Source organism: Nocardia sp. IBHARD005, assembly GCF_052814245.1.
The window spans coordinates 2,361,715-2,387,567 of sequence record NZ_CP199935.1; the positions used below are offsets into that span (position 1 = coordinate 2,361,715).

Genomic DNA, 25,853 nt, shown 5'->3' on the forward strand with positions numbered 1-25,853 from the left:
CCAGCTGGTTGCCTACGTCATCCCGGCGACCGGCCGCACCGTCGACCTCGAGGACGCCCGCGAGGAACTGGGCAGCAACCTGCCCGCCTACATGGTGCCCGCGGTGATCATCGTCCTCGACGAGTTCCCGCTCAACGCCTCCGGCAAGCTCGACCGCAAGGCGCTGCCCGCACCGGTGTTCGAGGCCGCGGTGTTCCGCGCCCCGACCACGCCGGTCGAGGAGATCATCGCCGCGACCTTCGCCGGTGTGCTCGGCCTCGACCGGGTCGGCCTCGACGACGACTTCTTCGCCCTCGGTGGCAACTCGCTGACCGCCACCCAGGTCGCCGCCCGCCTGTCGGCCGCGCTGGACACCGACATCGGTGTGCGCGAGCTGTTCGAGGCTTCCACCGTCGCCGGGCTGGCCGCCCGCGCCGAGACGCACTCCGGTGCCGAACGCCGCGCGCCGCTGGTGCCGCAGCAGCGCCCCGAGCGGGTGCCGCTGTCGCTGGCCCAGCAGCGCATGTGGTTCCTCAACCGCTTCGACCCCGAGTCCGCGGTGGACAACATCCCCGCCGCCGTCCGGCTGTCGGGCCTGCTCGACCGCCAGGCGTTGCAGGTGGCCGTGGCCGACGTGCTCGCCCGCCACGAGTCGCTGCGCAGCTACTACCCTGTGTCTGATGGCGCCGTGCTCGAGGGGCCTGCGTGGTCACGCTCCGCTATCGCCTCCGGCCCCGCCGTGCACGGCGGGGTGGCCGCGGGCGCCGGATACCAGGTGATCGTCTCGACCGGCAAGGTCATTCCCGACCTGGCGCCGATCGAGACCACCGCCACCGATCTGCCGCAACGGCTTTCGGAGCTGGTGCGCACCGCGTTCGACGTCACCGCCGAGGTGCCGTTCCGCGCCGCGCTGTTCGAGGTGAGCCCGACCGAACACGTGCTCGCCCTTGTCGTGCACCACATCTCGGCCGACGGCTTCTCCATGGGCCCGCTCACCCGCGACGTGATGACCGCCTACAGCGCCCGCGTCGAAGGTGCCGAACCGGCCTGGCGTCCGCTGGAAGTCCAGTACGCCGACTTCGCGCTGTGGCAGCGCGCCGTGCTCGGCGACGAGGACGACGCGAAATCGGTGATCGCCCAGCAGATCTCGTTCTGGGGTTCGAACCTGCGCGGCCTGCCCGAGCAGCTCGACCTGCCCGCCGACCGGCTGCGCCCCGCGGTCGCCAGCGGACGCGGCGCCACCCACACCTTCGAGATCGACGCGAAAACCCATGCGGCGCTGGCCGAGCTGGCCCGCACCCGTGGCGCGACGCTGTTCATGGTCGCCCACGCCTCGCTCGCGCTGCTGCTCTCGCGCCTGTCCGGTGAGCACGACATCGCCATCGGCACCCCCATCGCGGGCCGTGGTGAGCGTGCCCTCGACGACCTGATCGGCATGTTCGTCAACACCCTGGTGCTGCGCACCGAGGTCGACAGCGACGCGAGCTTCACCGACCTGCTCGGCAAGGTCCGCGCGAGCGACATCGCCGCCTTCGGCCACGCCGACCTGCCGTTCGAACGCCTCGTCGAGATCATCAACCCGGCCCGCTCGCAGGCGCGTCACCCGCTGTTCCAGGTCATGCTGGCCTTCCAGAACACCGGCCAGACCAGCCTGGAACTGCCCGGCCTCACCGTGAGCGGCGTCGACCTGCCGATCGACGTGGCCAAGTTCGACCTGCAGGTGGTGCTCACCGAGAAGCCGGGCGACGCATCGGGGATCGTCGCCGAGCTGATCTACGCCACCGATCTGTTCGACGCGGCGACCATGGACCGCTTCGGTGCCCGCTTCACGCGCCTGCTCGCCGAGATCGCGGCGGCCCCGAACCGCGCTGTCGGCGACCTCGCACTGCTCGATTCCGCCGAAACCGCACTGGCCGTGCGTGGTTGGAACGACACCGCCCATGAGCTGCCGGGCGCGGGGACCCTGGTGGACGAGTTCGCCCGCCAGGCGCTGGCCACCCCGGACGCGGTCGCGATTGTCGACCCCGCCACCGGCGAGACCCTGACCTACGCCGAATTCGCCGCTCGCGTGCACCGTTTGGCACATCGCTTGATCGAAGCCGGCGTCGGCCCGGAATCCCTCGTCGCGCTCGGCCTGCGCCGCAGCATCGACCTGGTCGTCGCCGCCTACGCGGTGCAGGAAGCGGGCGGTGGCTACGTGCCGCTTGACCTGGACCAGCCCGCCGACCGCATCGCGTACGTCCTGGAGACGGCCGCCCCGGTCGCCGTCCTCACCACTACCCGCGACGGTTTCGGGGTCGGTGGCAGTGCGGCTGATAATGCCGCCGGATCGCGGGCCGACGTCGACGCTGCTGCGGTGGCCTCCGGCCGGATTGCCTCGGCCGGCTCGGCTGCTGCGGCCGGTTCAGGCGATGCGACCAGCTCGGCTGTGATCGCCGGTGCGACCGGCGACGTTGCCGCTTCCGGGTCGACGGTCGGCGGCGTGTCGGCGGGCGACCCGCTGACGCTCGTCATCGACGCGCTCGATCTTTCGGATTACCCGGCGACTCCGGTCACCGATGCCGATCGGATCGCGCCGCTGCGTTCGCAGCACCCGGCCTACGTCATCTTCACCTCCGGCTCGACCGGCCGCCCCAAGGGTGTGGCCGTGCCGCACTCGGCCGTGGTGAACCAGATCCGCTGGATCACCGGCGAATACGGCATCGACGCCGACGACGTGGTGCTGTTCAAGACACCCGCCACCTTCGACGTGTCGGTCTGGGAGCTGTTCGGCCCGCTGAGCACCGGCGGCCGGATCGTCGTGGCGAGCCCCGACGGGCACCGCGATCCGCAGTACCTCGCCGATGTCATTGCCGCGCAACGGGTCACGATGACCTCGTTCGTGCCCTCGATGCTCACCGTTTTCGCGGGCAGCATCGATGCCGCCCCCGCGGTGCGAGCGACGGGCTCGGAGGCGGTAGCGGAGCGTGACCACGCAGAGCCCCGGGAGCACCGCGAATCAGGCACAGCCGCGGGCGGAGCTCTGTCCTCATTGCGCACCCTGCTGATCGCCGGTGAGGCGTTCACCGCCGACGCGGTAGTCGCCCTCCGCAAGGTGAGCGACGCGGCCCTGTTCAACCTGTACGGCCCCACCGAGTTCACCGTCCACGCGACCCACGGACCGGTCACCGACCAGGTCGACGGTGCCGTCCCGATCGGTGCGCCGGTCTGGAACTCCCAGGCCTACGTGCTGGATTCGCGACTGCACCCGGTCGCCGCCGGTGTCGCCGGTGAGCTGTATCTGGCCGGTGCCCAGCTGGCCCGCGGCTACTTCGCCCGCCCTGACCTCACCGCCGACCGCTTCGTCGCCGATCCGTTCGGGACCGGCGGCGAGCGCATGTACCGCACCGGTGACCTCGTCCGCCGCGACGACAACGGTGTGATCACCTACCTCGGCCGCACCGACTTCCAGGTCAAGCTGCGTGGTCTGCGCATCGAGCTCGGCGAGATCGAGGCCGCGCTCACCGCCCAGAACACCGTCACGCAGGCCGTGGTGGTCGTGCGTTCGGATGCGCGCACCGGCGACCAGCTCGTGGGCTATGTCGTCCCCGCCGCGGGCGCGAGTGTCGAAATCGACGCGCTGCGTTCGCATCTGGCAGCGCAGCTGCCGTCCTACATGGTGCCGGCCGCGTTCGTCGTGATCGACGAGATGCCGCTGAGCGCCAACGGCAAGCTCGACCGGCGCGCCCTGCCGGAGCCGGTGTTCGAGGCGCGCGAGTTCCGCGCGCCGCGCACACCGATCGAGGAGATCGTCGCCGCCACCTTCGCCGAGGTGCTCGGCCTGTCCGGTGACCGCGCGGTCGGCCTCGACGACGACTTCTTCGACCTGGGCGGCAACTCGCTCATCGCCACCCAGGTGGTCGCCCGCCTCGGCGCCGCCCTCGACACCCGCGTCCCCGTGCGCGCGCTGTTCGAGGCGCCGTCGGTGGCCGCGCTGGCCGCCAAGGTCGAGGTCCACGCGGGCAGCGGCAGCCGCCGCGAGCTCGTGGCCGGTGCCCGCCCGGAGCAGATCCCGCTCTCCCTGGCCCAGCAGCGCATGTGGTTCCTCAACCGCTTCGACAGCGCGACCGGCGTCAACAACATCCCCCTGGCCGTCCGGCTGACCGGTGACCTCGACATCGACGCCCTGCGCCAGGCCGTCGCCGACGTGGTCGACCGGCACGAGGTGCTGCGCACCGTCTACCCGGAGACCGCCGAGGGCCAGGGCGTGCAGGTCGTGCTGCCCGCGGGCCAGATGCCGATCTCGCTGAACCCGATCACGGTCGGCGAGGACGAGATCCGCGATCGCATCAGCGAACTCGTGCTCGCCGGGTTCGACGTGACCGCCGAGATCCCGGTACGCGCCGAACTGTTGCGCGTCGCCGGCTCGATGAACGGCTCGCACCCCGACACCCACGTGCTGGTCTTCGTCGTGCACCACATCTCCGGCGACGGCTGGTCGGTCCGCCCGCTGGCCCGCGACGTGATGATCGCCTACGCCGCTCGCTCGCGCGGCGAAGCACCCGGCTGGGCGCCACTGCCCGTGCAGTACGCCGACTTCGCCCTGTGGCAGCGTGAAACGCTTGGCGCCGAGGCTGATTCGGCATCGATGATCGCCCAGCAGGTGGCCTACTGGTCGCAGCACCTGGCCGGTCTGCCCGACCAGCTCGACCTGCCCGCCGACCGCGCCCGTCCCGCCGTCGCGTCCAATCGCGGTGGCGTGCACGAGTTCTCGATCGACCCCGCCCTGTCGGCCGGGCTCAACGCGCTGGCCCGCGAACACGGCGCCAGCCTGTTCATGGTCGTGCACGCCGCGTTCGCCGCGCTGCTGGCCCGCCTGTCGGGCAGCGACGACATCGCCATCGGTACCGCCGTCGCCGGTCGTGGTGAAGCGGTGCTCGACGACGCCATCGGCATGTTCGTCAACACCCTGGTCCTGCGCAGTGCCGTCGACCCGGCCCAGCCGTTCACCGAGCTGCTCGACCGGACCAGGGAGAACGACCTCGCCGCCTTCGGTCACGCTGATCTCCCGTTCGAACGCCTCGTCGAGATCCTCAACCCTGCCCGTTCGCAGGCGCGTCACCCGCTGTTCCAGGTGATGCTGTCCTTCCAGAACACCGGTGAGGCCTCCTTCGAACTTCCCGGCCTCGAGGTCGCGGGCGTGCCCCTGGACGTGGTCACCGCCAAGTTCGATCTGCACCTGAACCTGGCCGACCGCCACCGTGCCGACGGTTCCGCCGACGGCATGACAGCCGAATTCGCCTACGCCACCGACATGTTCGACGCCGACACCATCGCCGCGCTCGCGCACCGCCTGGTGCGGATGCTGACCGCGGTCGTGGCCAAGCCCGCCCGCGCGATCGGCGAGGTGGACCTGCTGGCCCCGGCCGAATACCGCCAGGTGGTCACCGGCTGGAACGCCACCGAGCACCCGGTCGACCCGGCCGCCACGCTGGTGTCGATGTTCGAGGCACAGGCCGCGACCAGCCCGCACGCGACCGCCCTCACGTTCGAGGGGACGAGTCTCTCCTACCGCGAGTTCACCGCACAGGTGAACCGCCTGGCCCGCCACCTCATCGCCCAGGGCGTCGGACCGGACACCATGGTCGCGCTCGGCATGCGCCGCTCGCTCGACCTGGTGATCGGCATGTACGCGGTCAGTGTGGCCGGTGGCGCCTACGTGCCGCTGGATCCCGATCACCCGGCCGAGCGCACCCACTACGTGCTCGAGACCGCGGCACCGGTGTGCGTATTGACCACTGTCCGTGACGAATTCGATGCCGGCTCGACGACCGCGCTGAACATCGAACGCCTGGATCTCTCGGGTTACCCGGATGCGCCGGTCACCGATGCCGAGCGGATCGCCCCGTTGCGTCCGGAGAACACGGCGTATGTGATCTTCACGTCGGGTTCGACGGGTCGTCCGAAGGGTGTGGCGGTCAGCCATGGTGCGATCGTCAACCGTTTGGTCTGGATGCAGGAGGCCTACGGTCTGACCGAGGCCGATGTGGTGCTGCAGAAGACGCCCGCCACGTTCGACGTGTCGGTGTGGGAGTTCTTCTGGCCCTTGCAGATCGGCGCGAAGCTGGTCGTCGCCAAGCCCGACGGTCACCGCGATCCGGCCTACCTGGCCGAGATCATCGCCACCGAGGGCGTCACCACCGCGCACTTCGTGCCGTCGATGATGTCGGTGTTCGTGGCCGAACTCGCCGAGCGAGCCGCCGTGTCCCTCGCCGACGGCAAGGAAACGTCGAGCAGCCTGCGACTGGTGTTCGCCTCCGGTGAGGCACTGCCCGCGCCGACCGCCCAGCGCATGCGCGCCCTCACCGGCGCGGCCCTGCACAACCTGTACGGCCCCACCGAAGCCGCGGTCGACGTCACCTTCCACGAGGTCACCGACGCCGACACCAGCTCGGTGCCGATCGGCGCCCCGGTGTTCAACACCCAGGTGTACGTGCTGGATTCGCGTCTGCATCCGGTGCCTGCCGGGGTTCCCGGCGAGCTGTACCTGGCCGGTGCGCAGCTCGCGCGCGGCTATGTCGCGCGTCCTGACCTCACCGCTGACCGCTTCGTGGCCGACCCGTTCGCGGTGGTATCCAGCAGCGGGACAGCTGATTCCGCGGCAGGCGCCCGGATGTACCGCACGGGTGACCTGGTTGCCTGGACTGCCGACGGCGAGCTGGAATACCTGGGCCGCACCGATTTCCAGGTGAAGCTGCGTGGTCTGCGCATCGAGCTCGGCGAGATCGAGTCCGCGCTCACCGCACTGCCCTCGATCGCCCAGTCGGTCGTGGTCGTCCGCTCCGACGAGCGCCTCGGCGACCAGCTGGTCGGCTACCTGATCCCGGCCGCCGGTACCACCGTCGACCTCGACGCCGTGCGCACCGAACTCGGTGCCGCCCTGCCGACCTACATGGTGCCCACCGCGTTCGTGATCCTGGATGCCTTCCCGCTCAACGCTTCCGGCAAGCTCGATCGCAAGGCGCTGCCCGCGCCGGTGTTCGAGGCCAAGGTCTTCCGCGCGGCCTCCACCCCGATCGAGGAGATCGTGGCGGGCACCTTCGGCGACGTCCTCGGCGTGACCCGTGTCGGTGCCGACGACGACTTCTTCGAACTCGGCGGCAACTCGCTGCTGGCCACCCAGGTCACCGCCCGCATCGGCGCGGCCCTCGACATCCAGCTCTCGGTCCGCGACCTGTTCGAAGCCTCGACCGTCTCCGCGCTCGCCACCCGCGCCGAGCACAACGCGGGCTCGGGCCGGACCCGTCCGCGCCTGACCGCGGGGGCGCGGCCTGCCGTCATCCCGCTCTCGCCCGCCCAGCAGCGGTACTGGTTCCTCAACCAGTTCGACACGTCCACCTCCGCGGTCGACAACATCCCCCTCGCGGTGCGGCTCACCGGCGAACTCGAGGTGGCCGCGCTCGAACAGGCCATCGGCGATGTGTTCGCCCGCCACGAGATGCTGCGCACCACCTACCCGGGCTCGCCCGACGGCCCGCACCAGGTGATCCTGCCGATCTCGCAGAGCCGTGCCGTGGTCCACCACATCGCGGTCTCCGAGGCCGAATTGCTCGGCACCGTCATCGAATTCGCGATGACCACCTTCGACGTCACCGAAGAGGTGCCGCTCAAGGTCGCGCTGTTCAAGCTGAACGACACCGACCACGTGCTCGCGTTCACCGTGCACCACGTCTCCGCCGACGGTTCCTCGATGGGCCCGCTGGCCCGCGACATCATGGCCGCCTACGTGGCCCGGGTGCAGGGTGAGGCGCCACAGTGGGTGCCGCTGCCCGTGCAGTACGCCGATTACGCGCTCTGGCAGCGCGAGGTCCTCGGCGACGAGACCGATCCCGAATCGCTGGCCGCCAAGCAGGTCGCGTACTGGGCCGAAGCGCTGGCCGGGCTGCCCGACCAGCTCGAACTGCCCGCCGACCGCCCGCGCCCGCCCGCGCAGTCGTTCCAGGGCCAGGCCATCCGGTTCGAGATCGACCCGGCCCGCCACGCGGCCCTGCATGAGCTGGCCAGGGCGAACAACGCCTCGCTGTTCATGGTCGTGCACGCCGCGCTCGCGGTGCTGCTCGCTCGCCTTTCCGGCACCGACGACATCGCCGTCGGCACCCCGATCGCGGGCCGTGGTGAGCGTGAGCTCGACGACCTGATCGGCATGTTCGTCAACACCCTGGTGTTCCGCACCGCCGTCGACCCCGGTGCCTCCTTCGCCGAACTGCTCGCCGACGTGCGCAACCGCGACCTGGAAGCCTTCGCCAACGCCGACGTCCCGTTCGAGCGTCTCGTCGAGGTGCTCAACCCGGTCCGCTCCACCGCGCGCAACCCGCTGTTCCAGGTGGGCCTGTCGTTCCAGAACCTGGCCGACACCACCTTCGAACTGCCCGGCCTGACCGTCAGCGCTGTCGACTACGACTCCCAGCTGGCCAAGACCGACCTGCACGTCACCCTCTACGACCGCTACACCGACGACGGCGCACCGGCCCAGCTGGTCACCGAATTCGGCTACGCCATCGACCTTTTCGACGAGGCGACGGTGCAGAGCTTCGCTGACCGCTTCCTGCTGGTGCTCGACGCGGTCGCCGCCGACGCCACCATCGCGGTCGGCGATATCGACCTGCTCACCACGCCGGAATCCGAGCGGATCGTCACGGCGTGGAACGACACCGCGCACGCCGTCGATACTGATGCCACCCTGGTGTCGCTGTTCGATGCCACCGTGGCGGCCACTCCTGACGCCATCGCGCTGGTCGTGGACGAGCCGGAATCCGACGCGATTGCCGCGGGCGTCGATGGCGCCGAATCCGATGGTGGCACCGCTGAGGCGGATGCCGCCGGTGTGGCGCGCACTCGGGGCGTCGGTCGCCTCGTCGGCGGACGCCGCGAGCTGACCTACGCTGAACTCGATGCAGAGGTCAACCGTGTTGCGCGGCACCTGATCTCGCGCGGCATCGGCACCGAGGACCGGGTGGCTCTGGCCATCCGCCGCTCGGCCGAGCTGATCATCGCGATGTACGCGGTGGCTCGCACTGGCGCGGCGTATGTGCCGATCGACCCGGATCAGCCTGCCGAGCGCACCGACTACATCCTCGAAACGGCCGCGCCCGCTGTCGTGCTGACCACGGCGAACGCCGAATTCAGCACGGCGGCAGTCGAAGTGGTCGTCCTGGACGAGCTCGACCTGAGCGATGTCAGCGATGCCGCGATCACCGGGCCGACCCTGGTCCCCGCGAACACCGCGTACGTGATCTTCACGTCCGGCTCGACCGGCAAGCCCAAGGGTGTCGCGGTGTCGCACGGCGCGATCGTCAACCAGTTGCTGTGGGAGACCACCGAATTCGGCATCGGTGCCGATGACGCGGTGCTGCTCAAGACCGCCGCGACTTTCGACCTCTCGGTCTGGGAGTTCTGGACCGCCGCCGTCGCCGGTGCCCGCCTGGTGGTCGCGACCGCCGACGGCCACCGCGACCCGGCCTACCTGAACGATCTGATGCGGGCCACCGCAGTCACCACACTGCACGTGGTGCCGTCGATGCTCGACGCGTTGCTCACCGAATCCGGTGCGGCACTGCCTCGTACGTTGCGCCGCATCCTCGCCATCGGTGAGGCGCTGCCCGCCGCGACCGCACAGCGTTTCCGCACGGCCAACACCGCCGCGCTGTTCAACCTGTACGGCCCGACCGAGGCTGCGGTCTCGATCACCAGCCACGCGGTCACCGACGCGGACAAGGTGTCGGTCTCGATCGGTGCGCCGGAGTGGAACAGCCGTGTCTACGTGCTGGATTCGCGCCTGCGCCCGGTTCCGGTCGGTGTCTCCGGTGAGCTGTACCTGGCCGGTGCCCAGCTGGCTCGCGGCTACTACGATCGCGCCGATCTCACCGCCGACCGCTTCGTCGCCGACCCCTTCGCTGGATCTGCTGCCGGTGCTCCCGAGGGCGCTACGTGGTCACGCTCCGCTGCCGCCTCCGCGCCCGCCGGTCGCACCGGACTCGGCGAGCGCATGTACCGCACTGGTGACCTCGTCGCCTGGAACGCTGACGGTGAACTCGACTACCGAGGCCGCACCGACTTCCAGGTGAAGATCCGTGGCTTCCGCATCGAACTCGGCGAGATCGAGGCCGCGCTGCTGCGTCAGCCCGGCATCACCTCGGCCGCTGTTCTCGCCCACGCCGATCCCGTCGTGGGCGACCGCCTGGTCGCGTACGTCGTCGCTGGTCTCGCGTCCGATGTGGCCGTGGGCGCCAGCCCTGCGAATGATGGCGGCGCGTCGTCGTCTCGCGCCGCGGCCGAGGTCGACAAGCTCGCCCTGCGCGCGGCGCTCGTGGCTGAGCTGCCGTCCTACATGGTTCCGACCGTGTTCCTGCAGCTCGACGCGCTGCCGCTCAACGCCAACGGCAAGCTCGACCGCAAGGCTCTCCCGGAGCCCGAGGTCGAGAAGGCCGTGTTCCGCGCGCCGGTCAGCCCGAGCGAACAGCTCGTGGCCGCCACCTTCGCCGAGGTCCTTCGCCTCGACGCCGACAAGCGTGTCGGCCTCGACGACGACTTCTTCGCCTGGGGCGGTAACTCGCTGCTGGCCACGCAGGTCGCCGCTCGCCTCGGCGAGGCGCTCGACACCCGCATCCCCGTGCGCCTGCTGTTCGAGGCGTCCACGGTGGCTGCCCTGGCTCATCGGGTCGAGCAGCACGCCGAGACCGGAGATCGCAAGGCGCTGACCGCCGGTCCGCGCCCCGAGCACATCCCGCTCTCGCTCGCGCAGCAGCGGATGTGGTTCCTCAACCGCTTCGACACCCAGTCGGCGGCCTACAACGTGCCGGTCGCGGTGCGGCTCACCGGTGACCTCGACGTGAAGGCGCTGCGTGCGGCGGTCACCGACCTGGTGACCCGCCACGAGATCCTGCGCACCATCTACCCGCAGACCGAAGCCGGTGCGGCACAGGTGATCCTGTCGCCCGCGCAGGCCGCGCCGGAACTGATCGAACGCACCGTCGCCGCCGGCGAGGTGGAATCGGCTGTCGCGGAACTGATGTCGACGATGTTCGACGTCACCGTCGAGGTTCCGCTCAAGGTGGCGCTGTTCCGCGTCGAGAACGCTGTATCCGATGGCGATGCTGTCGAGGGCCCTGCGTGGTCACGCTCCGCTGGCGTGATCCAGCCCGCCGAAAGCATCGCAGGCGACTTCGTGCTGGCCCTGGTCGTGCACCACATCTCCGGTGACGGTTCCTCGGTCGCCCCGCTGACCCGCGATCTGATGACCGCCTACGCGGCCCGCTCGATGGGCTCCGAGCCCGGGTGGTCGCCGTTGGCCGTGCAGTACGCGGACTACAGCATCTGGCAGCGCGACCTCCTCGGCAGCGAGGACGACGCGGAGTCGATGGCGTCCAAGCAGGTCGCGCACTGGAAGCAGGCCCTCGCCGACCTGCCCGATCAGCTCGACCTGCCCGCCGACCGTCCGCGCCCCGCCGTGCAGACCTTCGCCGGTAGCAAGGTCGACGTCCAGATCGACGCAGGCACCCACCGAGCGCTGGTCGAACTGGCCCGCGCCGAGGGCGCGACGCTGTTCATGGTCGTACACACCGCCCTCGCGGTGCTGCTCGCCCGCCTGTCGGGCACCGACGACATCGCCATCGGCACCCCGATGGCCGGTCGTGGCGAAGCCGCGCTCGACGACATGATCGGCATGTTCGTCAACACCCTGGTGTTCCGCACCAAGGTCGACGGCGGCGAGGCGTTCACCGAACTGCTGGCCCGCCAGCGTGAAGACGACATCGCGGCGTTCGCCAACGCCGACGTGCCGTTCGAGCGCCTCGTCGAGGTGCTCAACCCGGTTCGCTCCACCGCGCGTCACCCGCTGTTCCAGGTCGGCCTGTCGTTCCAGAACCTCAGCCGCGCCACCCTGGAACTGCCGGGCCTGACGGTGTCGGGCCTCGACATCGCCACCGAGTTGTCGCAGTTCGACCTGCACCTGATCGCCACCGACCGCTACGGCGATGCCGGTGAGCCCGAAGGCATCTCGGGTCTGTTCACCTACGCGACCGACCTGTTCGATCACGCCACGGTCGAAGGCTTCGTCGAACGATTCGTCCGGCTGCTCGGCGCGATCGTCGCCACCCCGCGCACCGCGGTCGGCGATATCGAGCTGCTGGCACCGGCCGAACGCACCCAGGTGCTCGACGCCCGCAACGCCACCGCCTACGCGGTCGACACCGAGGCCACCCTGGTCTCGCTGCTCGACGCGTCGGTGGCCGCCGATCCGAAGTCGACCGCCCTGGTCACCGACGACGGCGCCCAGCTCACCTACGCCGAACTCGACGCGAAGGTGAACCGCCTCGCGCGGCACCTGATCTCGCTGGGTGTCGGCCCGGAATCCCGTGTCGCGCTGGCCATGCGCCGCTCGGTGGACCTGGTTGTCGCGATGTACGCGGTGGCCAAGTCCGGTGGCGCGTACGTGCCGGTCGACCCCGATCAGGCGGCCGAGCGCACCGACTACATCCTCGAGACGGCGGCACCGGTCTGCGTGCTGACCAACGCCGAGTTCGCCACCGATGTCGCGCCGGTGATTCGCATCGACGAGCTCGACCTGGAATCGACCGATGCCGCACCGATTTCCGATGCCGAGCGCACCGAACCGCTGCGGCCGGAGAACACCGCGTACGTGATCTTCACGTCCGGCTCCACCGGTCGGCCGAAGGGTGTCGCCGTCCCGCACGGCGCCATCGCCAACCAGCTGCAGTGGAAGCTGATCGAGTTCGGCATGGACGCCGCCGACGCGGTGCTGCTCAAGACCGCCGCCACCTTCGACCTCTCGGTCTGGGAGTTCTGGTCGGCAGCGGCGTGCGGTGGCCGCCTGGTGATCGCCTCGGCCGACGGCCATCGCGACCCGGCCTACCTCAACGAGCTGATGGCCCGCGAATGGGTCACCACCCTGCACGTGGTGCCGTCGATGCTCGACGCGCTGCTCGCTTCCGGATTGCCAGATTCGCTGTGGCGGGTTCTGGCCATCGGTGAGGCGCTGCCGGGCTCGCTGGCCCAGCGTTTCCGGACCGAGTTCAGCCGCACCGAGCTGTTCAACCTGTACGGCCCGACCGAGGCCGCGGTCTCGATCACCTCGCACCGCGTCAACGCCGCCGACCAGGTGTCGGTCTCCATCGGTTCGCCCGAGTGGAACAGCCAGGTCTACGTGCTCGACGAGCGCCTGCGTCCGGTGCCCGACGGTGTCGCCGGTGAGCTGTACCTGGCCGGCGCGCAGCTGGCTCGCGGCTACTTCGGTCGCCCCGACCTGACCGCCGATCGTTTCGTCGCCAACCCGTTCACCCCAGGTACCCGCATGTACCGCACCGGTGACCTGGTGGCCTGGAACAACCGCGAACTCGACTACCGCGGCCGCACCGACTTCCAGGTGAAGATCCGCGGTTTCCGGATCGAGCTCGGCGAGATCGAGGCGGCGCTGCTCGCGCTGCCCGAGATCGCGCAGGCGGCCGTCATCGCCAAGTCCGATCCGCGCACCGGTGATCGCCTGGTGGCGTACCTGGTCGGTGCCGCAGTCGCTTCGGGTTCACAGGTCGGTGGCTCGGGCAGTGGCCTCGCGCCGCTGGCGACTGCCGCGGATGTCGATGTGGCACAGGTGAAGTCGACGCTGGCCGCCGGGCTTCCGTCGTATATGGTGCCCGCCGCGTTCGTTGTGCTGGACGCGCTGCCGCTCAATGTCAACGGCAAGCTCGACCGCAAGGCGCTGCCGGAGCCGGAGTTCGAGGCGCAGGCCTTCCGTGCGCCGTCGACCCCGATCGAGGAGATCGTGGCAGGCGTGTTCGCCGATGTGCTCGGCGCCGAGCGCGTCGGCGCCGACGACGACTTCTTCGCCCTCGGCGGCAACTCGCTGCTGGCCACCCAGGTCGCGGCCCGCCTCGGTGCCGCCCTGGACAGCCGCGTGCCCGTGCGCCTGCTGTTCGAGGCGTCGACCGTGGCTGGGCTCGCGGTGAAGGTCGAGCAAGGTGCGGGCGCCGGTGGGCGTCGCGCGCTGGTCGCCGGCCCGCGCCCGGATCAGGTGCCGCTCTCGCTCGCGCAGCAGCGCATGTGGTTCCTGAACCAGTTCGACACCGCGTCCTCGGTGAACAACATCCCCGTCGCCGTCCGCCTGTCGGGCGCGCTGGATGTCGAGGCATTGCAGCTGGCGGTCGCCGATGTGCTCGCGCGGCACGAGACCCTGCGCACGGTGTACCCGTCGACCGACGGCACACCGCATCAGGTGATCCTGCCGGTCGAGGGCAATGTCCCGGACCTGACGCCGGAAACCGTTGCCCCAGAACAGGTTCGAGGCAAGATCGCCGAAGTCATCGCCACCGGGTTCGATGTGATCGGCGAAGTTCCGTTGCGCGCCAAGCTGCTTCGCGTCGTCGCCGACGCGACAGTCGCTGCCGCCGCGACCGCTGACGGTGGCGCTGCCATCGCAACTGACGGCGCAGCCGCGAAGCGAGCCGTGTCGGACTCGGCTGCCGAGTTCATCCTGGTCTTCGTCGCCCACCACATCAGTGCCGACGGCTGGTCCATGGGCCCGCTGACCCGCGACGTGATGATCGCCTACGCCGCCCGTGCGGCCGGTGAGGCCCCGGGCTGGGCGCCGATGCCGGTGCAGTACGCCGACTTCAGCGTCTGGCAGCGCGAGGTGCTCGGCTCGGAAACCGACGAGACCAGCCTCGTCGCCCAGCAGGCTGCCTACTGGAAGCGCGCACTCGCCGGTGTCCCCGACGAGCTGAACCTGCCCCTCGACAGGCCGCGTCCGAGCACGCAGTCCTTCGCCGGCGGCCGGGTGCTGTTCCCGATCGGCGGCGACATCCACGCCGGGCTGTCCGCCATCGCTCGCGAGCAGAACGCGACGCTGTTCATGGTCGTGCACACCGCGCTTGCGGTGTTCCTGGCGCGCATGTCGGGCACCGAGGACATCGTCATCGGCACACCGATCGCGGGCCGTGGTGAGGCCGAACTCGACGACGTGATCGGCATGTTCGTCAACACCCTCGCCCTGCGCACGCAGGTGGGTGGGCAGCTGAGCTTCGCGGAGCTGCTGACCCAGGCCAAGGAAGCCGACCTGGCCGCCTTCGCCCATGCCGACATCCCGTTCGAGCGCCTGGTGGAACTGCTCAACCCCGAGCGCTCCACCGCGCGGCACCCGCTGTTCCAGGTGGCGCTGTCGTTCGAGAACCTGCCCGACGCCAGCTTCGAGCTGCCGGGTCTTTCGGTCTCGGCCGTCGACTTCGACGTCGACACCGCCAAGTTCGACCTGCTACTCACCGTGCGTGAAGCGGCGGCCGGGGACGACGCTGGTGCCTACGCCGAGTTCTCCTACGCCAGTGCGCTGTTCGACCAGGCGACGGTGGAGAAGTTCGCGCAGCGCTTCCAGCGTCTGCTCGCCGAGGTCGTCGCCGATACCAGCACCCCGGTCGGTGACCTCGAACTCCTCGACGGCGCCGAGCGCACCGAACTGCTCACTCGCACAGGCGGTCCCGCCGCTTCGGTGAGCACATTGCCGGAGCTTTTGGCGCAGGCCGTGGCGACCAACCCGACCGGTCAGGCCATTGTCGCGCCGGGCGAGCCGGTCGGCATCGGGCTCGCTCGCGCGCTCGCCTCGGGGGCTTCCGGGGATGAGTCGTCGCGCGCGGTGCTGTCCGACACGGCTTCGGCGGACGCGCTCACCCCGGCGTCGACCGGGAACGGGCTCGAGTCGTCGGTTGCGGGTGGCGCGCCGGCGGTGTCGTCGCTGACCTACACCGAACTCGACGCGGCCTCCTCGCGTCTTGCGCGGGTGCTCATCGCCCGCGGTGCGGCACCGGAGACCGTAGTCGCCATCGCCATGCAGCGTTCGCTCGACACCACCCTGGCCATCTGGGCCGTCAGCAAGACCGGCGCGGCGTTCCTGCCGGTCGACCCGAAGTACCCGGCCGAGCGCATCGCGCACATGATGTCGGATTCCGGTGCGGCACTGGGCATTACGGTGTCGGCCGAGGTCGGGCACCTGCCCGCGCCGGCGCTGGGCGACTGGCTGACCCTCGACGACGCGGCCACCAAGGCCGAGGTCGCCGCGCAGTCCGACGCCCCGATCGCCGACGCCGACCGTCGCGGCGCTGTGCGCCCCGGCAACACGGCCTACATGATCTACACCTCCGGTTCGACGGGTCTGCCCAAGGGCGTCGTCGTCACGCACGCCGGTGTGCCCAACTTCGCGGCCGCCCAGGTCGCGCAGTTCGGTCTCGACAAGAACGCGCGGACCCTGGCCTTCGCGTCGCCGTCGTTCGATGCCTCGATCCTCGAGTTCCTCCTCGCGGTCGGTTCGGCAGGCACCCTCGTCATCACGCCGGTCGGCGTGGTCGGCGGCGAGGAGCTGGCCGACATCATCGCGAGCCAGCAGCTCACCCACGTGTTCCTCACCCCGCTGGTCGCGGCGTCGATGGAACCCGCGGCACTGGCCGGACTGGAAGCGCTGATCGTCGGTGGCGACAAGGCCCCCGTCGACCTGGTCGCGAACTGGCACAGCGCGGGCACCGACCCGGCGACCCACCGGTTCTACAACGCCTACGGTCCGACCGAGGCCACCATCGCCACCAACCTGTCCGATCCGCTGCTGCCGGGCGACACCATGAACATCGGTGGCCCGATCGCGGGCGCGATCGTGTACGTGCTCGACAACCGTCTGCGCCCGGTCCCCGAGGGTGTGGCCGGTGAGCTGTACCTCGGCGGCGTTCCGCTGGCTCGCGGCTACCACGCGCGCCACGGCCTCACCGCCGAGCGTTTCGTCGCCAACCCCTACGCCGGGTCCGCTGGCGGCCCCGCGGTGGGCGAGCGCCTCTACCGCACCGGTGACGTCGTCGCCTGGCGCGCCGTCAACGGCAAGCCCGTCGTGGAATACGTGGGCCGCAACGACTTCCAGGTGAAGATCCGCGGTTTCCGCATCGAGCTGGGCGAGATCGACGCGGTCCTCACCGCGCACGACGACGTCGAGTTCGCCGCCACCATCGGCCGCAAGACCGACGCGGGCGCCACCATCCTGGTGTCCTACGTGCGTGGCGCTGTATCCGATGGCGGCGCGCCTGAGGGCCCTGCGGAGTCACGCTCCGCTGGCGTGTCCCAGCCCGCCAGGCGTGCCGTTGACCCGGCCGCCCTGGTCGAGTACGCGGCGCAGCACCTGCCCGCGCACATGGTGCCCGCCGCGGTGATGGTGCTCGACGAGATCCCACTCACCCCCGCGGGCAAGCTGGACCGTCGCGCACTGCCTGAGCCCGTTCTCGCCCCGCGCGAGTTCCGCACGCCGACAAGCGAAGTCGAGGCGATCATCGCCACCGTCTACGCCGAGGTGCTCGGTGTCGACGCCGTCGGTCTCGACGATTCGTTCTTCGCCCTCGGCGGTGACTCGATTCTGTCCATCCAGCTGGTCTCGCGCGCCAAGGACCGCGGTGTGCTCTTCAAACCGCGCGATGTGTTCGAAAAGCGCAGCGTGGCAGGGCTTGCCGAGATCGCGGTGCTCGCGGGCGATGCCGAACAGATCGTGCTGGAGGAACTGCCGGGCGGCGGTGTCGGCGACATCCCGATGCTGCCGATCATGCGCCAGATCCTGGCGAGCGGCTCCACCTACGACCGGTTCTCCCAGTCGATGGTGCTTCGCCTGCCCGAGAACATCACGGCCGAGGTCCTGCACGCCACCATCGGTGCGGTCTTCGACCACCACGATGTGCTGCGTTCGCGGGTCGCGAAGGATGGCGAGAACGGCTGGATCTTCGAGGCTTTGGCGCCGGGCGAGGTCGACGTGACCACCCTCGTGCGTCGGGTCGAGGTCGCCGGTGACATCGCCGACGATCAGCTGTCCAAGCTGGCCAGCGTCGAATACGACGAGGCCATGGGTCGTCTCGATCCCGCGAACGCCGCCATGGTGCAGTTCGTCTGGTTCACCTTCGGCGAGCCCGCCGACGGCCCGCGCCGCCGCGACGTGCTGCTCATCGTCGGCCACCACTTCGTGATCGACGGCGTCTCCTGGCGCATCCTGATCCCGGACCTCGGCATGGCCTGGGGCCAGATCGCGGCGGGTCAGCCGGTCACGCTGCCGGTCAACGGCACCTCGATGCGGCGCTGGGCGCACAGCCTGGTGGCGCAGTCCACCGACCGCCGCGCGGAACTGCCGTTCTGGCGCGAGGTTTCGGCCACCGCCGATCCGCAGCTGGGTGCGCGGGCGTTCGACCCGCAGGTCGACACCTTCGCCACCGTCGACCGGGTGCAGCTCACCCTGTCGCCCGAGGTCACCGACGCGGTCCTCACCGCGATCCCCGGCCTTTACCACGGCGGCGTCAACGACGGCCTGCTCACCGCACTCGCACTGGCCGTATCCCGCTGGCGCGGTGACGAATCCGGTACCAACGCGGCGCGCACGGCGGGCACGGAGGCGGTAGCGCAGCGTAACCACGCAGGGCCCTCGAGCGCGCCGCAATCCAACGGAGTGCTGATCAAGCTGGAAGGCCACGGCCGCCAGGAAGAGATCGTTGCCGGTGCCGACCTGTCGCGCACCGTCGGCTGGTTCACCACCGCCTTCCCGGTCCGCCTCGATCTCGCGGGCGCCGACCTCGACGACGCGTTCGCCGGTGGCGCCGTGCTCGCCGACGTGATCAAGTCGGTCAAGGAGCAGATGCTGGCCGTGCCCGACAAGGGCATCGGTTACGGCATGCTGAAGTACCTGACCACCGAGGGCGCGGATCTGCCCAGCGTCGGCCAGATCAGCTTCAACTACCTCGGCCGCGCGACCGCGGGTGAGATCCCCGCCGAACTCGCCGAACTCGGCTGGGTGCCGGTGGCGGATCTGGGTCAGCTCGACGCCGAGATGGACCTCGACATGCCCGCCAACGCGACGCTGGATATCAACGCCATCGTCAACGACGGCGACGAGGGCCCGCAGCTCGGCGCGAACATCGCGTTCCCGAAGGGGCTGCTCACCGTCGAACAGGTCCAGGAGTTCGCCGATCTGTTCGTGGCCGCGCTGACCGCGCTCGCCACACACGCCCAGCGTGCCGACGCGGGCGGCTTCACCCCGTCGGACATGTCTTTGGTTCGGGTCGGCCAGTCCGATCTCGAGCTGTGGGAGCGCGATTACCCCGCGCTGTCGGAGGTGTGGCCGCTCTCGCCGCTGCAGGCCGGCCTCATGTTCCACGCCATGCTCAGCTCGGCGACCGTCGACGTCTACACCGTGCAGGCCGTGCTCGACCTGACCGGCACGCTCGACACCCAGCGTCTGCGCGGCGCGGCCCAGGCCGTGCTCGACCGGTACCCGAACCTGCGGACCGCGTTCGTCACCGATTCGGCCGGTCAGCCGGTGCAGGTGGTGCTGTCCGAGCTCGAGGTGCCGTGGCGCGAGGTCGATCTCACCGACCTGCCCGCCGACGAGCGGATGCCGCGCATGCGCCAACTACTGCTCGCCGACCAGGCGAACCAGTTCGACATGGCCACCGCGCCGCTGATCCGCTTCGGTCTGTACACGGTCGGCGAGGGTCAGGCGCACCTGGCGATCACCGTCCACCACATCCTGGTCGACGGCTGGTCCATGCCGCTGCTCATGCGCGATCTGCTCGTCCTCTACGCGGTGCGCGGTGACCTCACCGCGCTCCCGCGCGTGGCGTCCTACCGCAACTTCCTGTCCTGGCTCTCGGGCTGGGATCGTGAAGAGTCGTTGCGGGTGTGGGCCGAAGCGCTGGCCGGGGTCGAAGGCCCCACCCAGCTCGCGCCCGCGCCGCGTTCGGAGGAACGCTACGAACTCGGCAAGGTCATTGTCGAGATCGACAACGACCGCACCAGGGCGCTCGGCAAGTTCGCCGGCGAACTGGGTGTCACCGTGAACACCCTGCTGCAAACCGCGTGGGGCATCGTTGTCGGGCGCCTCACCGGCCGTGACGACGTGGTGTTCGGCGCGACCGTCTCCGGTCGCCCGGCGGAACTGCCCGGCGTCGAGTCGATGGTCGGCCTGTTCATCAACACCCTGCCCGTGCGCATCCGGATCGACGACCGGATGACCGCGGAGAAGCTGACCCAGCGGGTGCAGTCCGAGCAGGCCGAACTGCTCAGCCACCACTTCGTCGGCCTGTCCGACATCCAGCGGGTGGCCGGTATGGGCTCGCAGTTCGACACGCTGGTGGTGTTCGAGTCCTACCCGATGGACAAGGACGCCGTCACCGCGGCGAGCTCGATCGACGGCATGCAGGTCACCGGTGTCGGCCTCGACGACGCCACCCACTACCCGCTCACGCTGGTGGTGATGGCCGAGTCGACCATCGAGATCACGATGAAGTACCTGACCAGCACCTTCACCGCCGACGAGGTTCGCACGCTGTCGCAGCGCCTGCTGCGCGTGCTCGACGAGCTGCTCGACAATCCGACCGGTCTGGTCGGCGACATCGACATCCTCGATGCGAGCGAGCGGGCCCAGCTGCTCGCCGATTCCGGTGTGACAGCCGCTGTTTCGGCCCCGGTCGCGACGGGCGTCGGCGCGCAGACAGTGGCGAAGGTGCTCGCCGAGGTCGTCGAAGCCGACCCACAGGCACCGGCCCTGCTGCGTGGCGACAGCGAAATCGCCTACAGCGCACTGGATCGCAAGTCCTCGCAGCTGGCCCGGGTACTCATCGCCCGCGGTGCGGGCCCCGGCGACGTGGTCGCGATCTCGCTGCCGCGCAGTGTTGATTCGGTCCTCGCCGCCTGGGCGGTCCACAAGGCGGGTGCCGCGGTGCTGTTCGCCGGCGAACTGTCCGGCGTCGAGATCGCCGCTGCCGGAGCGACATTCGGTATCAGCGCGATCCCGGTCGCAGGCGTGGCAGGCCAGTGGTTGGTCCTGCCCGACATCGAAGCCGACATCGCCGCCGCCGCAGCCCACCCCGTCTCCTATGCCGACCGGGTCCGCCCCCTCGCCGAAAACCACCCGGCCTTCGTGCTGGTCTCCGGTGAGAACACCACGGTCCTCGACCAGTCCGAAGCGGTAGCGCTGGCCGAACGCCTCCGCGACGAATACGGCATCGACTACGAATGCACCACCTACACCACCCACGCCTCCGGCCCGGCCGCCATCCAGGAATTCCTGGCCTCGTCCACCGCAGGCGCCTTGTCGGTGCTCCCCAACGGTTCGGTCGAAGACGACTTGGCGGACGGGGAGGTCACCCACTGGTTCGTCACAGCGGCAGATCCGACCGACACAGCCGACGGTGAAGTCCGGGTGATCGTCGCGGAGTAGGCCCGAAGCCGCTCGCCCACCAGGTCATGCCTGCTGGGCGAGCAGCATCGGGCATGCCGAATGCCTCTCGCAGCCGCTAGACTCGAATCGACCGACGCGGGCGGCGCGCGGTGCATTCGACGAGGTCGGAGGTGGATGTATGGCGATGCCGTCGCCGCGTTCCGATCATTGGACTGCCGCGGATCTCGATCAGATGCCCGATGACGGTCTGCGATATGAGGTGCTGAATGGCCAGCTCGTCGTGAATGCAGCGCCGAAACCGATGCATCAGTGGTTGATAAAGCGGCTCACGCAGGTCCTCGACGCGGTTGTACCCGCCGACCGACTGGTGATGGACGGCGTCGGTGTGCTCATCGGCGATGACGAGCCTATTCCCGACCTGATGGTGGTCGCGGGCCCGATCGATTGGCACGGGCGCGGGGTGCCGGTCGGTCAGGTCGAACTAGCCGTCGAAGTCGTGTCGAAATCGACAACGTTGCAGGACCGGATGGTTAAGCCCGTGCTGTACGCACAGGCCGGCATCCCGACGTACTGGCGCTTCGAGATCAACTCGTTCAAGGGCCGCCTGGTCGATGAGCAGTTGCCGGTGCTCTTCGCTTATGCGCTCGGACCGGATGGAGAATACGAACATACGCACCGCGCGTCGGCAGGGGACCCGGTGACGCTGCGAGCACCGTTCGAGGTCACGTTCGACCCTGGTGCGCTGCTCCCTCGCTAGGCCACTTCCCACTGGCTGGGGTCGCCGACGAGTAGGTATTGGGACTCTGGCGGGGTGGATGTGATGTGGGGTCTTTGTTCTCGAAATGTGCTCGACGCTGAACCGGGATAGGGTCCGGGTTCGTTTCGGGAACAGGAAGGGAGCGGTCGGTATTACGCTTCGGGTTTGGCTGAGCAGTGCTGGTGCGGCGACCGTTCAGGTCATGCGGTTATTGCGGGAGAACCCTGACGGGGTCGACGTCACCATTTATGCCAGCAATGTGGATCCGAGTGCGGCCGCCCTCTCGGTGTGTGACGTGTCGGCGATCGAACCCAGGTACGTCAGCAACGAGGAGTACGCACGGTTCGCGCTCGACTTCTGTCGCATGCACCGCATCGACGTTCTCATACCGCCGCGCCGCCTCGACGCGCTCGCGGGCCGAGCGGCGGACTTCGCGGCGGTCGGCACCAGCCTGATGTGTTCGCCGTTGTCCGCGGTGGCGGCGCTGACCGACAAGGTCCGCACCTATGAGATCGCCGGTGCGGCAGGCATTCCCGTGCCGCCGTGGCGGGAGGCGCGAAACGCGGAGGAGTTCCGCTCGGCGGTCGACGAGTTGTCGATGGGCGGGGAGACGCTGTGCATCAAGCCGAGCGGTGAGTTCTCGGCGTTCGGGTTTCGCATCCTGGACGACCGCCCGCTGACCATGGCGAACCTTCGGGTCGCACCACGGCCGGTGGCCTCGGTCGAGGCGATCGCAGGGGCGATGCGCCGGGCGGCGGAGGAAGGGGAAGCTGTGTTACCGCTGCTCGTGATGCCGTTTCTCGAAGATCCGGAGATCAGCATCGACTGCCTCTCGGCTCCGGGAGGTGAACTGCTGATGGGAATTGCGCGGGCCAAGCAGGGACGCTTCCGCATTCTGCTCGACGATCCGACCCTGGTCGACATCGCACGCCGGCTCGTGCGGCACTTCGGGCTGGCCTATCTGACGAATGTTCAATTGCGTTATCGCGGTGGGGAACCGGTGCTGCTCGAGGCCAACCCGCGGCCATCGGCTGGCCTTTTCCACACGGCCTTCGCCGATGTGAATCTACCGTGGGCCGCGATTCGGTTACTGCTGCAAGGTGATTCGGGATTGCGGCAGCCGCCGCGGCTCGGTGCCTGTCTCGCTGTGGCGGAAGCGGTCATGGAGGTCGCCCCTCCGCTGGGTGGGTACGTACCTGGCGGAGGGCGCCGGAGTGCGGATCTGGTGGCGGGCTGATCGCCGTCGGCGTGTCGCGGTCGCTCGGTCTGCGGGTTAGCGAGCCTGCGCCGCGCGTGCGATATCGGTGAGATCGGCGGCCATCATCTTGCGTGCGACGGCGGTCCCGAGCGGCGACGTCACCTTCTCGATGACGGCCCGCCAGCCGGTGGTCGTCGAAGTGCCCGCGAAGGTCATCGTCAGGTTTGTTCCGGTGGTGGTTGGGGTCAGCGTGAATTCGGTCCGGTAAGTGATTCCGCCGGATTCCGCGATGAGCGTTGTGCGGTGCTCCGGGTCGACTTCGGTCACCTCCATTTCCTCGGTGGCCTCTTTGCCGAGGATCTTCCGGGTTTCCCGCCACCGAGTTCCGACTCGATAGCCGTCGCCGGTGAGTCGCTCGATCCGGGTCACCCCCGACAAGGTTTCGACGGCGCTGTCCAGATCGGTCAGGACGGCCCACACATGCTGGACAGGTGCCGCGATCTCGCGCTGCGCGGTGATGGAGTTCATCGACGCAACAATAGACGACCGCTGGTCAGGCGGCCTTTTCCTGGACCGGCGGGGCGCCGGTGCGTTCTGGCAGTGGCCGAGTAATCCGAGATTGCTGGGTCAGGTGGCACTCACCGACCTGTCCGCGAGCGCAGACTTTCGGGCTGGAGCTAGCCCGCCGTCGGAGTCAGTCAGTGAGTTCTCCTGCGGTGCGCCAGGATTGGCGCTCCTCGGCGAAGGCTTCGGCTTGGAGTGTGCGGAAGTCGGTGATGGAGTCGGCGTTGTCCGCCAGGAACTTGCGGTAGTCGGCGAGGCGGAAGTCGCCGTCCTCGGTGGTGATGTCCACCTTGCCCGCGGCGAAATCCGCGCGCAGGTCGAGCAATTCGGCTGCCTCTACCGGGTGCCAGCGGATGCGATCGAAATAGCGCAGGAGCCAAGGTGTTTCGGCGGGAAAACGGTCGACGCCGGGGCCCGCGGTGCCGGTGGGGCGGGCTCGGTGGTTCCAGACCTGGGTGGTGCGGCCGACGAACTGGTAGCCGCCGGGGCCTTCCATGCCGTAGATGCACAGGTACGCGCCGCCGATGCCGACCGCGTTTTCGGGGGTCCAGGTCCGGGCCGGATTGTATTTGGTGGTGACGAGACGGTGGCGGGGATCGGTGGGGGTGGCTACGGGGGCGCCCAGGTAGACGTCGCCCAGGCCAAGGACCAGGTATTCGGCGTCGAAGACGGTTTTGTAGACGTCGTCGACGGAGGGCAGGCCGTTCATGCGGCGGATGAATTCGATGTTCCACGGGCACCAGGGGGCGTCGGCGCGGACGCCGTGCATGTAGCGGGTGATCGCTTCCCTGGTAGCGGGATCGTCCCAGGACAGCGGGAGGTGGACCGTGCGGCTCGGGACCACCAGCTGGCCGGAATTGGGTAGCTGCGGTTCGGCTTCGGCGAGGAGGTCGAGGAGGTTGCCGATCGGCAGAACTGCCGGATCGACGCGGATCTGCAGGGATCTGATGCCGGGCGTGAGTTCGATGACTCCGCGCAGACCGATCGTGATGAGGTGTTGGTGCAGCGCGTGCACGCGGGCGCGAAGTCCCAGATCCAGAGTGAGCGTGCCGTATTCGACAAGGACGCCGTCGTCGCCTTGTCGTCGGTAGGTCACGCCGGTTTCGTCGTCGACTTCGGTGCGGCGCAGGACGCCGTCGTCGCCGTCGCGGCCCGCCGACAGAACGGTGCCGAAGGACGCGCGGCGGCGGAGACCGAGTTCAGCTGCGGGAGCGGCATGTTCGGCGCGAATCGGGACGAAGCGGACCTTGTCACCCGGGGTGAGTTGGCCCAGTTTCCAGCGGTCCGCGGTGACAACGGTGACCGGGCAGACGAATCCGCCGAGGCTGGGGCCGTCCGGGCCGAGCAGGATCGGGGTGTCGCCGGTGAAGTCGAGGGCGCCGACGGTATAGGCGTTGTCGTGGATGTTCGACGGGTGCAGGCCGGCTTCGCCGCCGTCGGTGCGAGCCCACTCGGGCTTGGGGCCGATGAGGCGGACTCCGGTGCGATCGGAGTTGAAGTGGACTTCGTAATCGGTGCCGATAATCGTGTCGAAGTCGGCGCGGGTGAAGAACTCCGGTGCGCCGTGTGGGCCTTCGGTGACGGCGACTTCCCAGCGGTGCGCGAAGGCGGGCTGGTCGGCCATCGGGATGGCGGGGGCGAGGCGGGGCGATGGTGCGCCCAGCGTGCGCGATTCGCCGGCGCGCAACGCGGCACCGGTTCCGCCGCCGAACTTGCCGAGCGTGAATGTCGCCGCGCTGCCGAGGAATTCGTCGACCTCGATACCGCCCGAAACCAGGATGTAAGTGCGCATGCCAGGTCCGCGGATCGCGCCGACATCGAGCACGCCGCCCGCTGGGACCTCGACGGTCCGCCACTGCTCGACCGGGACGCCGTCCACCCGGACCTCGGCGACCGCGCCGGTCACACACACCCACGTCGGAGCGGCGAACCGCAACGCGGGCCCGCCCAGCGTGCACTCGAGCCCGGCCGCGCCTGCTGGGTTGCCCAGCACCCGGTTGCCGAGGCGAAACGATAGGTCGTCCATCGGGCCCGACGGTGGAACGCCGATGTGCCAGTACCCGATTCTGCCCGGCCAGTCCTGCACCGTGGTCTGCATTCCGGGGCGAAGGACAGTGAAGTGCCGC

At 69.4% G+C, this 25,853-nt stretch carries 5 protein-coding genes (1 of these 5 running past the window's edge); 3 read left to right on the plus strand and 2 right to left on the minus strand.

All coding sequences use genetic code 11. The features are described from left to right. From ACTWPB_RS11100 to ACTWPB_RS11110, 3 genes are all read left to right on the plus strand, one after another. Positions 1 to 21,247 carry the final stretch of a non-ribosomal peptide synthase/polyketide synthase gene (locus ACTWPB_RS11100; RefSeq protein ID WP_446225577.1) on the plus strand. 24,314 nt of this gene lie to the left of the window's left edge, so the window shows 21,247 of its 45,561 coding nt (coding positions 24,315–45,561); its start codon lies off the left edge, out of view; it ends in the stop codon at positions 21,245 to 21,247. 139 nt (positions 21,248 to 21,386) lie between these two features. Further along, a complete protein-coding gene (locus tag ACTWPB_RS11105; RefSeq protein ID WP_446225578.1) occupies positions 21,387 to 21,965 on the plus strand; it encodes a Uma2 family endonuclease in 579 nt (192 codons plus the stop codon). A gap of 85 nt (positions 21,966 to 22,050) precedes the next feature. Then, entirely contained in the window at positions 22,051 to 23,202 is a 1,152-nt protein-coding gene (locus tag ACTWPB_RS11110; RefSeq protein WP_446225579.1) for an ATP-grasp domain-containing protein, read from the plus strand. Between the two features lie 36 nt (positions 23,203 to 23,238). On the opposite strand, the gene ACTWPB_RS11115 is transcribed toward ACTWPB_RS11110, so the two are convergent. Together ACTWPB_RS11115 and ACTWPB_RS11120 are read right to left on the minus strand one after the other, a co-directional pair. Further along, positions 23,239 to 23,691 carry an SRPBCC family protein gene (locus ACTWPB_RS11115; protein ID WP_446225580.1) on the minus strand — a complete coding sequence of 151 codons (453 nt, stop codon included), beginning with the start codon at positions 23,689 to 23,691 and terminating at the stop codon, positions 23,239 to 23,241. 166 nt (positions 23,692 to 23,857) lie between these two features. Continuing rightward, complete coding sequence (locus tag ACTWPB_RS11120; RefSeq protein ID WP_446226300.1) at positions 23,858 to 25,825, minus strand: 5-oxoprolinase/urea amidolyase family protein; 1,968 nt, start codon at positions 25,823 to 25,825, stop codon at positions 23,858 to 23,860. Positions 25,826 to 25,853 lie beyond the last annotated feature (28 nt).